This is a genomic window from Bacillus sp. CPT56D-587-MTF (assembly GCF_058792335.1).
Genome location: NZ_JBYTEF010000001.1, coordinates 4,982,204 through 4,995,618 on the forward strand (window position 1 = coordinate 4,982,204; position 13,415 = coordinate 4,995,618).

At 35.2% G+C, this 13,415-nt stretch carries 12 protein-coding genes, 1 pseudogene and 1 riboswitch; of the genes and pseudogenes, 5 read left to right on the top strand and 8 right to left on the bottom strand.

From position 1 onward, the window contains the following. Positions 1 to 192 precede the first annotated feature (192 nt). The 4 genes from proC (at position 193) to AC3WVZ_RS25865 (ending at position 5,907) form a co-directional block, all read left to right on the top strand. On the top strand, positions 193 to 996 hold the full coding sequence (gene proC / locus AC3WVZ_RS25850; protein ID WP_233935623.1) for a pyrroline-5-carboxylate reductase: 804 nt from the start codon (positions 193 to 195) through the stop codon (positions 994 to 996). A 1-nt stretch (position 997) separates the two neighbouring features. Beyond that, positions 998 to 1,831, top strand: coding sequence for an aldo/keto reductase (locus AC3WVZ_RS25855; protein ID WP_000604203.1), 834 nt, complete (start codon positions 998 to 1,000; stop codon positions 1,829 to 1,831). A gap of 152 nt (positions 1,832 to 1,983) precedes the next feature. Further along, a riboswitch (SAM riboswitch) is annotated at positions 1,984 to 2,088 on the top strand. A gap of 132 nt (positions 2,089 to 2,220) precedes the next feature. Next, positions 2,221 to 3,861: a peptide ABC transporter substrate-binding protein gene (locus AC3WVZ_RS25860; protein ID WP_233935624.1), complete on the top strand. Its 1,641-nt coding sequence runs from the start codon at positions 2,221 to 2,223 to the stop codon at positions 3,859 to 3,861. Between the two features lie 405 nt (positions 3,862 to 4,266). After that, a complete protein-coding gene (locus tag AC3WVZ_RS25865; RefSeq protein ID WP_233935626.1) occupies positions 4,267 to 5,907 on the top strand; it encodes a peptide ABC transporter substrate-binding protein in 1,641 nt (546 codons plus the stop codon). Positions 5,908 to 5,951: 44 nt separating this feature from the next. Here AC3WVZ_RS25865 and AC3WVZ_RS25870 read toward each other — a convergent pair whose 3' ends face one another. From AC3WVZ_RS25870 to AC3WVZ_RS25880, 3 genes are read right to left on the bottom strand one after another with little or no spacing between them, the layout of a single operon-like run. Next, entirely contained in the window at positions 5,952 to 6,230 is a 279-nt protein-coding gene (locus AC3WVZ_RS25870; RefSeq protein ID WP_000156944.1) for a hypothetical protein, read from the bottom strand. Next, positions 6,227 to 6,418 carry a hypothetical protein gene (locus AC3WVZ_RS25875; protein ID WP_000922547.1) on the bottom strand — a complete coding sequence of 64 codons (192 nt, stop codon included), beginning with the start codon at positions 6,416 to 6,418 and terminating at the stop codon, positions 6,227 to 6,229. The genes AC3WVZ_RS25870 and AC3WVZ_RS25875 overlap by 4 nt, the downstream gene beginning before the upstream one ends. A gap of 17 nt (positions 6,419 to 6,435) precedes the next feature. After that, the gene (locus AC3WVZ_RS25880; protein ID WP_233935628.1) at positions 6,436 to 7,335 is read right to left on the bottom strand and encodes a helix-turn-helix transcriptional regulator; all 900 of its coding nucleotides are present in this window, start codon (positions 7,333 to 7,335) and stop codon (positions 6,436 to 6,438) included. Between the two features lie 173 nt (positions 7,336 to 7,508). Between AC3WVZ_RS25880 and AC3WVZ_RS25885 the strand changes: the two genes are divergently transcribed. After that, a complete protein-coding gene (locus tag AC3WVZ_RS25885; protein WP_001221552.1) occupies positions 7,509 to 7,976 on the top strand; it encodes a YusW family protein in 468 nt (155 codons plus the stop codon). A gap of 16 nt (positions 7,977 to 7,992) precedes the next feature. Here the strand turns inward: AC3WVZ_RS25885 and AC3WVZ_RS25890 are convergent, their stop codons facing one another. The 5 genes and pseudogenes from AC3WVZ_RS25890 to AC3WVZ_RS25910 all read right to left on the bottom strand — a co-directional run bounded on the left by AC3WVZ_RS25890 (position 7,993) and on the right by AC3WVZ_RS25910 (position 13,292). After that, on the bottom strand, positions 7,993 to 9,603 hold the full coding sequence (locus AC3WVZ_RS25890) for a peptide ABC transporter substrate-binding protein (protein WP_233935630.1): 1,611 nt from the start codon (positions 9,601 to 9,603) through the stop codon (positions 7,993 to 7,995). A 13-nt stretch (positions 9,604 to 9,616) separates the two neighbouring features. Further along, positions 9,617 to 10,390: an ABC transporter ATP-binding protein gene (locus tag AC3WVZ_RS25895; protein ID WP_233935631.1), complete on the bottom strand. Its 774-nt coding sequence runs from the start codon at positions 10,388 to 10,390 to the stop codon at positions 9,617 to 9,619. Continuing rightward, positions 10,387 to 11,397, bottom strand: a pseudogene (locus AC3WVZ_RS25900) (ABC transporter ATP-binding protein). Before AC3WVZ_RS25900 ends, AC3WVZ_RS25895 begins: the two are co-directional and overlap by 4 nt. Continuing rightward, a complete protein-coding gene (locus AC3WVZ_RS25905) occupies positions 11,354 to 12,358 on the bottom strand; it encodes an ABC transporter permease (RefSeq protein WP_233935633.1) in 1,005 nt (334 codons plus the stop codon). The pseudogene AC3WVZ_RS25900 and the gene AC3WVZ_RS25905 overlap by 44 nt, the downstream one beginning before the upstream one ends. Before the next feature lie 16 nt (positions 12,359 to 12,374). Next, on the bottom strand, positions 12,375 to 13,292 hold the full coding sequence (locus tag AC3WVZ_RS25910) for an ABC transporter permease (RefSeq protein ID WP_000289312.1): 918 nt from the start codon (positions 13,290 to 13,292) through the stop codon (positions 12,375 to 12,377). Between the last annotated feature and the right edge of the window lie 123 nt (positions 13,293 to 13,415).

A 13,415-nucleotide genomic window follows, 5' to 3' on the forward strand; every position in this document is an offset into this window, starting at 1 on the left:
GCCCCTTATAATTGCTCTTCCACTCTAGCAAACCAGCTACACATATAAAGAGATTAATAATAGCTAATATTAGCATGAATTTCCTCCTTCTCATTATCCATTCCATCTACGGTAAGTCTTTTCTTTTTACAAAATTCTCTTAAAGATGATATCGTTTTTATAACATATCTCTACTAGAAAGGAATAAAGGATATGCTAACTAAACATCGAATTTTATTTATTGGTGCCGGTCGTATGGCAGAAGCTATATTTTCCGGATTACTTAAAACAAGCAAAGAGTACATCGAAGAAATTATCGTCTCTAACCGAAGCAACATAGAAAAGCTAAAACAGTTACAACATCAATATAATGTGTCTACTACAACAGATTGGAAACAGCATGTTACATCTGTTGATACGGTTGTTTTAGCAATGCCACCTTCGGCTCATGAAGAGTTATTAGCTGAGCTATCTCCGTTAATATCAAATCAACTAGTCGTAACAGTAGCAGCTGGCATTGGACCATCTTATTTAGAAGCTAGACTCCCAAAAGGCACGCCTGTTGCTTGGATTATGCCTAATACAGCTGCTGAAATTGGAAAGTCTATCTCCTTATATACAATGGGACAATCAGTAAACGAGATACATCAAGAAACCCTGCAACTACTTTTAAAAGGTATTGGTACTTCGCAACTTTGTACTGAGGAAGAAGTTCATCAGCTTACTGCAGTTACTGGAAGTGCACCAGCCTTCCTTTATTACTTTGCTGAAAGCTTAATTGAAGCAACAAAAAGTTATGGAGTTGATGAAGAAACCGCAAAACACCTTGTCATTCAAATGATTTCTGGCTCTGCTTCTATGCTTGAACAAACGCAAAATCCAGCTAACCTTCGCGAACAAGTAATAACGCCAGGTGGTTCCACAGCTGAGGGTCTCAAAACTTTATACGAATATAATTTTTCAGAGGCAATTCAAAAAGCAGTAGAAGCAACAAACAAAAAAGCTAGGGGGAAATAATATGATTTTAACAAGTTTAAAAGATTATACAACATTACATAACGGTGTAAAAATGCCTTGGTTTGGTTTAGGTGTTTTTAAAGTAGAAGATGGTTCAGAAGTAATTGATTCTGTAAAAGCAGCAATTAAAAATGGCTACCGCAGCATCGATACTGCAGCAATCTATCAAAATGAAGAAGGCGTTGGGCAAGCGATTCGTGAATCCGGTGTTTCACGTGAAGAATTATTTATTACCTCAAAAGTATGGAATAGCGATCAAGGATATGAAACAACGCTTCAAGCATTTGAAACTACATTAGAGAAATTAGGTCTAGAATATTTAGATTTATATTTAGTACATTGGCCTGTAAAAGGGAAATATACTGAATCATGGAAAGCATTAGAAACACTTTATAAAGATGGCCGTGTTCGCGCTATCGGTGTGAGTAATTTCCACATTCACCACTTACAAGACGTATTTGAAATTGCTGAAATTAAGCCAATGGTCAACCAAGTGGAATACCACCCACGTTTAGCACAAGAAGAGTTACATGCATTCTGTAAAGAACATAATATCCAGCTTGAAGCTTGGTCACCATTAATGCAAGGACAACTACTAGATAATCCAACGTTACAAGAAATTGCGACAAAATATAATAAATCAACTGCGCAAATTATTTTACGTTGGGATTTACAAAACGAAGTTGTAACAATTCCCAAATCAATTAAAGAACATCGCATTATTGAAAATGCAAACATCTTCGACTTTGAATTAAGTGCTGATGATATGAAAGCAATTCAAGCTTTAAATGAAGATCGTCGCGTTGGTCCAGATCCAGATAACTTTAACTTCTAGTAGAAAAACCACTGCCATATGCAGTGGTTTTTCCATTTAAGAAAACTGAAAATTTAAACTATATTTCATTTAGTTGACACTTCATTATTCAAGGTGTAAGATTTTGAATTATCAAAGAAACACAAAAATTAATAAAATTTATTCGTTTACTCATTGTATCAAGAGAGGTGGAGGGACTGGCCCTTTGAAACCTCGGCAACAGGTTCATTTTGAATACTGTGCCACTTCCTGCAAGCTTTATGCTTGAAAGATAGAATGAGGGACTTCGTTTATATACGGGTGCATAACTTGTACGTAAAAATCCCTCTTTCTCAATATGAAAAGAGGGATTTTTTATTTTTCATTTCCCTCATCATCATCCAAACTTAATTATTTAGGAGGAAAATCAAATGAAAAAGAAGTTTGTACCCGGTATTGCATCAGTTGTAGGAGTAAGTATTTTATTAACTGGTTGCGGTAATTATAAAAACGAAGCAAGCGGAGCAAATGCAAAAGACGAGGCACCTAGTAAACAGGTTTTAAACTTATCTTCACCTACTGAAATACGAACAATGGATACGGCTCGTGCTACAGATACTGATTCTGGTCAAGTAATGAGAAACGTATTTGAAGGTTTGTATAATCTTGGTGAAGGTAACAAACCTGTTCCTGGTGTTGCAAAATCTCATGAAGTAAGTGGCGATAAAACGAAATACACATTCCATTTGCGAGATTCAAAATGGTCAAACGGCACTCCTGTTACAGCTAAAGATTTTGTGTTCGCTTGGCAACGTGCCGTAGATCCAGCAACAGCCTCTGAATATGCATTTTTATTCTTTGATATTAAAAACGCAACAAAAATTAACAACAAAGAACTTCCAGCCGACCAACTTGGTGTAAAAGCAGTTGATGACCATACGTTTGAGGTAGAATTAGAGCGTCCTGTTCCTTATTTTATTAGCTTAACAGCGTTCCCAACATTTCTACCAATTAATGAGGAATTCTTTAAAGTACAAGGTGATAAGTACGCTTTAGAAGATAATACAATCTTGTACAATGGAGCTTTTACACTAAGCGATTGGAAGCACGAACAAAGCTTTAAATTTAAGAAGAACCCTACCTATTGGGATAAAGATACTGTCAAACTAGAAGAAATCAATTTTAATGTCGTAAAAGAAAAATCAACAGAAGTAAATTTATTCGAGTCAAAACAATTAGATCGTATAAAACTAACATCTGACTTCGTCGATAAATATAAAAAGGATGCTAACTTTAAAGAACGTCCAAACGTAGGCGTACAATTTTTACGTATGAATCAACAAAACAAAGTACTTCAAAACGTTTCTGCACGCCAAGCAATTGATCAAACAATTGATAGAAAATCCTTTGTAAATACGTTATTAAATGATGGCTCTACACCAACATTTGGTCTCGTTCCAAAAAACTTTGCAAAAGGACCTGAAGGAAAAGACTTCCGTACTGCAAACGGCGATTTAACAAAAGTTGATACAAAATCTGCACAAGAGTTATGGAAAAAAGCTAAACAAGAGCTTGGTTCTGAAAAGATAACATTAGAATTATTAACGAGTGATGCTGACCTTGATAAGAAAACTGGTGAATTCTTAAAAGGACAACTAGAAAAGAATCTAGATGGATTAATAGTAAATATAAAACCTCAGCCGCGTAAGCAACAAGTTTCGCTTTTATTAAAAGGTGACTACGAAATCGGAATTGATGGCTGGAGCCCTGACTTTGCGGATCCAATTACATTCCTTGAGCTATTTACAACGAATAACCCTTATAACTTAGATCATTACTCTAATAAGGAATTCGATGAAACAATAGCAAAAGTGAAAACAACTTTAGCTGGTGATGAAAAAGCTCGCTGGGAAGCATTACTAGCATCCGAGAAAATATTATTTAAAGACTCTGTTATCGCTCCTCTTTACCAAAAAGGCGAATCTTATTTAGAACGTTCTTATGTGAAAGGAATTGTGCAAGTAGACTTTGCAGGTCAATTAAACTTCAAGTGGACAAAAATTGAAAAATAAAGTGAAACTTTAATAAGCGGGGGTTTCTTCATCCCCACTTATTATTAGCCCACACCAATTGTTTTTTTAGCGAAATATATTAAAAATAGGTTCTCTCACACATGAGAATCTGCTTTTTTAATATATTATTCTGATAAATTAACAATCTATTTTTATTATTGACATATAGTTCTTTTCAGTGTTAATATTCTAAATAATCAAAGAAACAAAATATTTCACCATCAAAATATAATGTCTACTACGTTGAAACATATAACGATAGATTATAGTTCGACATGTATATACATATAGAACACCTGATTACCTATAAACAAATATTTATAATAGGTTTTATCTCCTTCTATAGCTACTTCAAGACACGGACATTATGACGTTACGAACAACACATTTAGGGAGGAACGAACAATGAAGAAAAAAGTTGTACCTGTTGTTGCATCTGTTTTAGGGGCAAGTCTATTACTAACTGCTTGCGGGGGAAATAAAGATAATGCAAGCGGAGCGAAAGCAAACGATAAAGCACCTGATAAACAGGCAATTAACTTATCATTCGCTTCAGAAATTCCAACAATGGATGTTGCAAAAGCAACGGATGGGGAATCCATGAACGTAATGCGTAATGTTTTTGAAGGGCTATATGCAATGGGAGAAGATAACAAACCGATTCCTGGTGTTGCTGAGTCGGTTGACATTAGTCCCGATAAAACAAAATATACATTCCATCTGCGTGATTCAAAATGGTCAAACGGTACTCCTGTTACAGCAAAGGACTTCGTCTTTGCTTGGCAACGTGCCGTAAATCCTGATACAGCAGCTGAATACGCATTCTTATTCTTCGATGTACAGAATGCGAAACAAATAAACCAAAAACAATTACCAATTGATCAACTAGGGGTCAAAGCTGTTGATGACAAAACGTTAGAAGTACAACTAGACCGTCCTGTTCCTTACTTCTTAAGCTTAACGACATTCTCAACATTCTTGCCAATTAATGAAGAGTACTTAAAGTCTCAGGGCGATAAATACGGTTTAGAAACAAATCATTTAATTTACAACGGTGCTTTCACATTAGATAACTGGAAACACGAACAAAGTTTCCAATTGAAGAAAAACCCTAACTATTGGGATGCTAAAACGGTAAAATTAGAAGAAATCAACTTCAATGTCGTTAAAGATAAGTCTACAGAAGTGAACTTATATGATTCAGGACAAATTGATCGCGTTGCTTTAACTGCAGAGTTTGTTGATAAATATAAGAGCGATCCAAACTTCAAGGAACGCGCTGAAGTCGGCATTCAATTCTTACGACTAAATCAGAAAAATGAAACATTAAAAAATCAACATGCACGCCTTGCTATTAACGGCGCAATGAATAAAAAGGCTTACGTAGAAACAATTTTAAATAACGGTGCTATTCCAGCTGAAGGAATGGTTCCTGCGAAATTTGCAAAGAGTCCAGAAGGCAATGACTTCCGTAAAGAAAATGGAAATCTAGTCAAGGATGATGTGAAAACAGCGAAAGAAAACTGGAAAAAAGCAAAACAAGAACTTGGTACTGACAAAGTAACAATCGAACTATTAACAAGTGACAATGCTTTAGCTAAAAAGACTGGTGAATATTTAAAAGGTGAATTAGAAAAAAACCTAGATGGATTAACAGTGAATTTAAAACCACAACCACGTAAACAACAGTTGAAACTACTATTAAGTGGTGACTATGAAATTGGTATTGACGGCTGGGGCCCTGACTTCGCTGATCCAATTACATTCTTAGATTTATTTACAACAGATAGTGCTTATAACTTCGATAAATACTCTAACAAAGAGTACGATGAGCTAATTCATAAAGTGAAAACAGATTTAGCTGGCGATGAAAAAGCACGCTTTGAAGCAATGAAGCAAGCTGAAAAAATTCTATTACAAGACGGCGCTGTCGCTCCTTTATACCAACAAGGCCGTTCTTACTTACAACGCTCTTTCATTAAAGGACTTGTAACAACTGACTTCGGTGGTGAGTTTAACTACAAGTGGACAGAAGTTACAAAATAATAAGTGCTAATAAAAAGGTATCCCACCGAGGATACCTTTTTATTTTATACTTCTTTAACTACAGAGCTTCTTCTTCCCTTTACCATTCCTTTTATAGCTAAAGTCATCACTGCTACTGATTGTGTAACCAATACAATAACTAATAATGAAATAATATTTCTCTCTAAACTAACTCCTCCAAATATTATTGTATAATAGCCATTCGCTGCATATGTTGCAGGAAATAATTCACTAATTGTTTGATATGTTTTAGAAAGCATTTCATGTGGCACAGTTACAACCATTTGTGTTAATGAAAGAAAGGCGAAAAAGACTATTGTCAATAATCCTCTTTTCCTTCTTTTTGCATTGAACCAAAACTCATCATAAATATAAACACAAACATCAAATATGTTCTCCACGTCAAAGAAGGTATATGCCCTGACCAAAGATAGCTAACTAAATAATTAATTCCCATAATACAAGACGATATTACTAAACTAATACTTATTAGTTTTACATATTTGAGCATATCTTTTCTCCTTGTTTTTATTTTTCTACTTCTTCAAACTGTAGATTCACCGGATCTTCTAAAAGTGTTTCATAAAAGTTCTCTGCCAAATCTGTTGAAGGGATTTTTTCATCTACTTCATCAAATCGAATACTATCTAGCCACACACAACCTTCTCCTGATAATAAAACACCAAATGCAATACCAAGTGCTTCTTCTTTTATATCTAATACAACCGAGTATGATTGCCAGTTATTCGTATTTTTAATGGGGCGATTTTGCATATTATCCATAGCGAGCGGTTCTGTATCTTTTCCATCTACTCGCATCCACAATCCTGCCCAATCTCTTACATTTTCACTCTTAATAAATGCTGTAAAACGTAATCTCTTCCCTACATATTTATCCGCTCGGAACATTTGCATTAATGTTGAAAATCCTCCATGCGTAACATTCTCTTTTGCTTTTATGTATGCAGATACTTTTCCTTGATGGACAACTTCATCATCTAAACCCATCTCATATTCAGCAGGATGACTTCCACTTAAGATCCATCCTTTCGGTATACCTTTTTGCATTGAAACACCCTCTCTTTCTATATAAAATGACTGAAAGTACTTTCGATATTTCTTTGGTGGTAATTGAAACATTCTTTTAAAAGCTCTCGTAAATGCCTCTTGTGAGGAAAAACCGTATTGCACTGCAATATCAATAACAGCTCTCTCCGTTGACACTAAAACTTGCGCAGCATGAGTTAACCTTCTCTTTCGAATATAATCTGTTACACTCATCCCAACATATCTTTGAAAGATGCGATGAAAATGGTACATCGATACTGCACTGTGGGATGCCACTCTTTCTGTTGTAAGCTCCTCATGTAAGTGATTCTCTATATATTCAATTGATTTTTTTATTATCTCTTTATATTCTTCATGCATTTTAGCCCCTCCCTCACAACTTCAATTTACCATATACATACAAATCGTTTTTGATTTAAATTGCGGATTAGTCCTTGTGACTGCAGGATAATAATTTATTTTCAACACATACATAATTACATGTTTTTGGGAAAAACTTGTATAGAACGAATTTACATAAGGAGGAATTTATAATGAGAATTCTACTATCAGTTTTATTAGCTCTTATGCTAGTACCTGCATTAACAGGATGTAAAGCTCCTGCCAAAGAAGACACAACTTCTAATAAAAAGACGACTGAAGAAGCAAAAAATGAGGCTCCTGCAGATTTAAAACTAAACTTCAATGAATTCGATTTAAAGGCAGACTACCAAGATACAAAGAAAGACTACGAAGCAGACTATAAAAATGTAGCAGCTGACAAGAAAATGGAAGCAAAAATTGAAGATCATAAAGCAGATGTAAAATTAACAGGAGACGAGGCTATCACAAAATTAAGCCCACTTCTACAAGAATTAAAATTTGATAAAGATACTCCTGACCAAGAAGTAATCGATCAAGTAGTGAACGTGTTCAAACTTGATAAAGACTATCAAAAATTCGATTTAGAAGTTGTCTTCTCTGATGGAACGAAAAAAGAATATAAAAGAGAAATAAAATAAAGAAGTAGGCGGTTGCCTACTTCTTTATTTTTGCATATCTTAAATCTGGTTTAGATCCAACATAATATTGAAGTCCAGATACCGTTTGTTTTTGTAAATAGGAATCCGACGGGAATATAATTGGAATTAATGGTGAATCTGTAAACATAATATCTTCCGCTTTATGCAATAAATCAAAACGCTTATCTTCATTTTGTTCTACTTCTGCTTCCTTCACTAAAGCATCAAATTCTTTATTATGCCATTTTGCATAATTGTTTGGACCATCACCTGCATATAAATCTAATTTAGTAATTGGGTCTAATAGAGAACCGCCCCATCCCATATAAGCTAATTGGAAATCACTTTGCTTATATGTGTCGATGTAACTCTTCCACTCTTTATTTTCTAATTTAATATCTACGCCAAGATTTTTCTTAAACATTTCTTGCATTGCTTCTGCTACTTTTTTATGTTGTGTATCTGTAGTGAATTTTAATGTTACTTCAGGTAATGTAGACCAGCCTTGTTCTTTCATACCTTCTTCTAATAATTTTTTCGCTTCTGCTGGATCAAATTTAACGTAACCACCTTTTTCTTTACGGAAATCACGCCCACTTTGTGTTTTTGCTCCTTCTGGAACGAATGCATTTGCTTCTTGTGCATTGTTTTTATACAGTTTTTCAACAATAAACTTACGATCAACTGCTAATGAGAATGCTTTACGTACTTTCGCATTTGTGAACGGCTCTTTTTCTACGTTAAACGAATAAATATAAGATGAAAATCCTGCAACACGTTTATATTCTTTATTTCCTTTTTCTTTCTCAATCATTTCTTGCGGTAAACTACTTAGTAAATCTAATTCTTTTGATTTGTATAATTGGTACGCTGTTTTAGAATCTGGAATAATACGAAACTCAATTTCTTTTAATGTTACCTTTTTATCATAGTATTCTTTATTTTTTTGTACCGTAATAGCCTGATTATGCTTCCATTCTTTTAATGTGAATGGTCCGTTCGTAATTAACTCTTTTGGATCTGTTTTTAATTTATTATTATCATCAATTGATTTTTTTGATAATGGAATGAATAATGAGCTTGCTAATTTTTGTTTAATGGAAGACACTGGGTGCTCAAGTGTTACCTTTAATGTTTGAGGATCAACAACTTGAATACCAACTTGTCCTTCTTCACCTTTTCCAGTATTGTATGCCTCTGCCCCTTTAATAAAATACATTTCTGTCGCATTCATAGAACCCGTTTTCGGATTTAATAATCGCTTCCATGCAAATTCAAAATCATTTGCTGTAATAGGAGAACCATCTGACCATTTAATATCTTTCTTTAAATGAATTGTATACTCAGTTCCATCAGCATTTACTTCTTCTTTCTCTGCTAATTCATTTTGATATTTTCCATCACTATCTTGTGTATATAAGCTTGAGAATAAATGTCCAATTACATAACCTGAAGTACTATCTGTCGCAATAGCGGAATCAAGTGTATATGGATCGCTACCAATATTCGTTACTAATCGATCGCCTTCTCCCTTACCAGCACTCGCCTTTTGCGTCTCTTTCTTACCGCAAGCGACCGAAGTAATCGCTAAAACAGTCATAATGATAAACAGTAAAAACTTCTTCATCCTACACTCTCCTTTAACCCGAAATTTTTGGTGTTGATGCTAACAATGTTTTTGTATAAGAATGTTGTGGATTACGGAACACTTCGTCCGTATTTCCAAATTCAACAAGTTCTCCTTTATATAAGACAGCCACTTTTTCACATAAATAGTGAACCATCGGCAAATCATGTGCGATAAATAAATATGTATAGCCTTGTTCCTTTTGAATTTTTTGCAGCAGATGTACAATTTGAATTTGCAATGAAACATCTAATGCTGAAATTGGTTCATCAAGAATCAATACTTCTGGCTCACACAATAACGCTCTTGCAATAGCAATTCGTTGACGTTGTCCTCCGCTAAATTCGTGCGGATAGCGATCGATATATCGTCTATCTAATCCCACACGTTCTAGCGCATCACCTGCTACTTTATCCTTTAATCCTTTATCACCTAAACGGAATGAAATATAACCTTCCGTTACGCTATCGCGTACTTTCCAGCGCGGATTTAATGCTGCTGTGGAATCTTGAAAAATGAACTGTACTTTCTGTAAGAAATCACGTTTATGAGCTGCCTTCAACTTGTGAACGACTTGACCGTTATAATCAATTTCACCAGACGTTGGGCTCTCGACCCCAGCTATGAGCTTACCAAGTGTTGTTTTTCCTGAACCACTTTCACCAATAATGCCAAGTGTTGTTCCTTTCGGAATAGAAAGTGATATGTCTTTTAACGCTGTGATTTCTTTACTTTTACTTCCATACGTTTTCTTTACTTGCTTTATAGTAATTAAATCTGTCGTCATGAGGCATTCACCTTCTCTTTTGATTTCGCTTTATTATGCTCTAGAACATGTTGCCAACAATGTGAACTATGCTCCTTAGAATATGTGGTTCTCTCTGGAAAACGATGAATACATTCTTTTATCGCTACTGGACAACGATTTACAAAAGGACAACCAAAGCTATTTAATGTTTCAATGGAAGGTGTCGTTCCTTCTATAGCACGTAATACCTTTTCAGAATCACCCATATTCGGAATTGCTTGTAGTAAGCTTTTTGTGTATGGATGTTTAGGGGAACCTATCACTTCCTCTATCGTTCCTTTTTCAACGACACGTCCCCCATACATAACAACTACTCGATCAGCTACTTCACGTACAAGTGCCAAATCATGTGTAATTAATAAAATACTCGTATTTTGTTTTTCTTTTCTTTCTTTTAATAGCCCCATAATTTGTTTCTGAATCGTTACATCTAACGCTGTTGTCGGCTCGTCTGCAATTACAAGCTTTGGGTGACAAGCAAACGCAATTGCTAAACAAATACGCTGCCTCATACCTCCGCTTAATTGATGTGGGTACTGTTCAAAGCGTTTCTCTGCTTCATGTATCCCTAAACCTGTTAACAAGTTAATCGCAATTTCCTTCGCTTCTCTTTTCTATTTTTTCCCATGTTGCAAAACTACTTCTGTAATTTGTTTGCCTACCTTCATCGTTGGGTTTAAAGATGAAAGCGGATCTTGAAATATAAAGGAAATATCTTTTCCGCGAATTTGATTCCATTCTGACTCTTGTAAATTCGTTAATTCCTTTGCTTGGAAAGCTATATTCCCATCATCGATATGAATTGATTCTTGATTCAAGCCGATAATGGATTGTGCTGTGACACTTTTTCCCGAACCACTTTCTCCTACAAGTGCAACTATTTCACCTTCGCTAATAGAAAAGGAAACATGCTTCACAATTGCTTGGTTACTATTCTCTTTTTCAACGGCTAACGTTACGTTTTCTAAAGATAAGAGCTGTCCCATGTTTTTTCTCCTTTCGATTCCGTTTTACGATTTTTGGATCAATTGCATCTTGTAAACCATCACCAATCGCATTAAATGCGAACATAATGAGCGCAATCATGATTGCTGGGAAGAATAGCTGCCACCATTCTCCACTCAATAATGTCCCAAGTGCATCATTCGTCATCGTCCCCCAGCTTGCTGCCGGTGATTGCACTCCTAGTCCGATAAAGCTTAAAAATGATTCTGAGAAAATAGCTGCGGGAATTGTAAATGATAAATTTACGATAATAATGCCCGTTAAGTTCGGAATTAAATGCCCGTATATAATTTTCATATGGGATGTACCTAATCGCTCCGCTGCAATAACAAACTCTCTTTGTTTTAAAGATAAGACTTGCGCCCTAACGAGACGTGCCATACCAATCCATCCTGTTAATGCAAGGGCGATGATAATGGTAAAAAGACCTGGTTTCATAACAATTAATAGTAAAATAACAATTAATAAATACGGGATACCGTATAATACTTCAATTCCTCTTATAATCCACTCATCAATTAGCGTTCCAAGGCGATTACGTCCTCTCACATATCCACTAAATCCACCAATCAGTACACCAAGACCTATATCGAGGGCAGCTGCTACTAATCCAACTGTTAGTGAAATCTTCCCACCAGCCCAAGTACGTGCCCATATATCTCTTCCCAAATCATCTGTTCCGAACCAATGCTCACTACTAGGTGGTAAGTTTGTTGCCTCTTTTACTTGTTCACTCGCAGTAAATGGCGTTAAACTTTCACCAACAAGTGAGAAAACAATAATGAGTAATAACGTCACTAATCCTAAAACTGCGATTGGATTCGATACAAACTTACGAAACACTTCTTTCTTTCGGCTAATCTTTTGCTGATCTTTATTTATCGTTAATTCTTTCTTCTCTTCATTTGTTAATAACTGGTCATTAATTTCATAAGCTCCCATCTAAACATCCCCCTCCTTACGTAATAGAACGAATACGTGGATCAACAATACGATGAATAATATCTGTAATAAAAATACATACAATTAAAAGTGCACTATAAAAAATGGTTGTTCCCATAATCACTGGATAATCTCGATTAAAAATACTATCTACAAAATATTTTCCGAGACCAGGAATTGAAAAAATCTTTTCAATAACGAAAGTACCTGTTAAAAGTCCCGCCATTAATGGTCCAACAAATGTAAGTACCGGAACAATTGCATTTCGAAGAGCATGTCTTATAATAATCTTCTTAATCGGTATACCTTTCGCTCTCGCTAACTTAATATAATCACTCTGCAGTACTTCGATCATATTAGAGCGAACAAATCTTGTAATCACTGCGATTGGTCCTAACGCTAATGCAAAGGATGGCAATACCGTATGTTCAAATGTACCCCAAGAAGCTGCTGGTAAGAGCTCGAATTGAATAGCCAATACTTGTATAAATAGTGGTGCTAAAATAAAGCTCGGAATAGAAATACCGAGGATGGCAAGTAAACTTACACCGTAATCAATTACCTTCCCATGATAGAGAGCAGCAAATGTACCTGCAGCAATTCCGACTAGCAATGAAATAATAAGTGCTTGTAAACCAATAATTGCTGATGGACCAAAACCAGTTGTTATAATTTCTGATACACCTTGCCCGGTTGATTGAACAGATTCACCAAAATCAAAATGAACTACGCCGTCTAAATAAGCAACATATTGATTCCATAACGGTTCATCAAGGTGATACTTCGCTCTCATGTTTTGGATCACTTCTTCAGGAAAGATTTTTGCATCTGATGAAAATGGATCCCCCGGAATAATATGCATAATTAGAAATGTCACCGTCGTAATAACCCATAGCGTGAACACCATAACTGATAATTTTTTAATTACATACACCCCAATAACCCCCTAAACACATATATTTACTTAGTTTTATAAACGTACTTTTTCCATTACTCCCTTTTCTCTTTTTAGAATACAAAAAGCCTTGATCTTAAAAAATAAGATCAAGGCTTAATA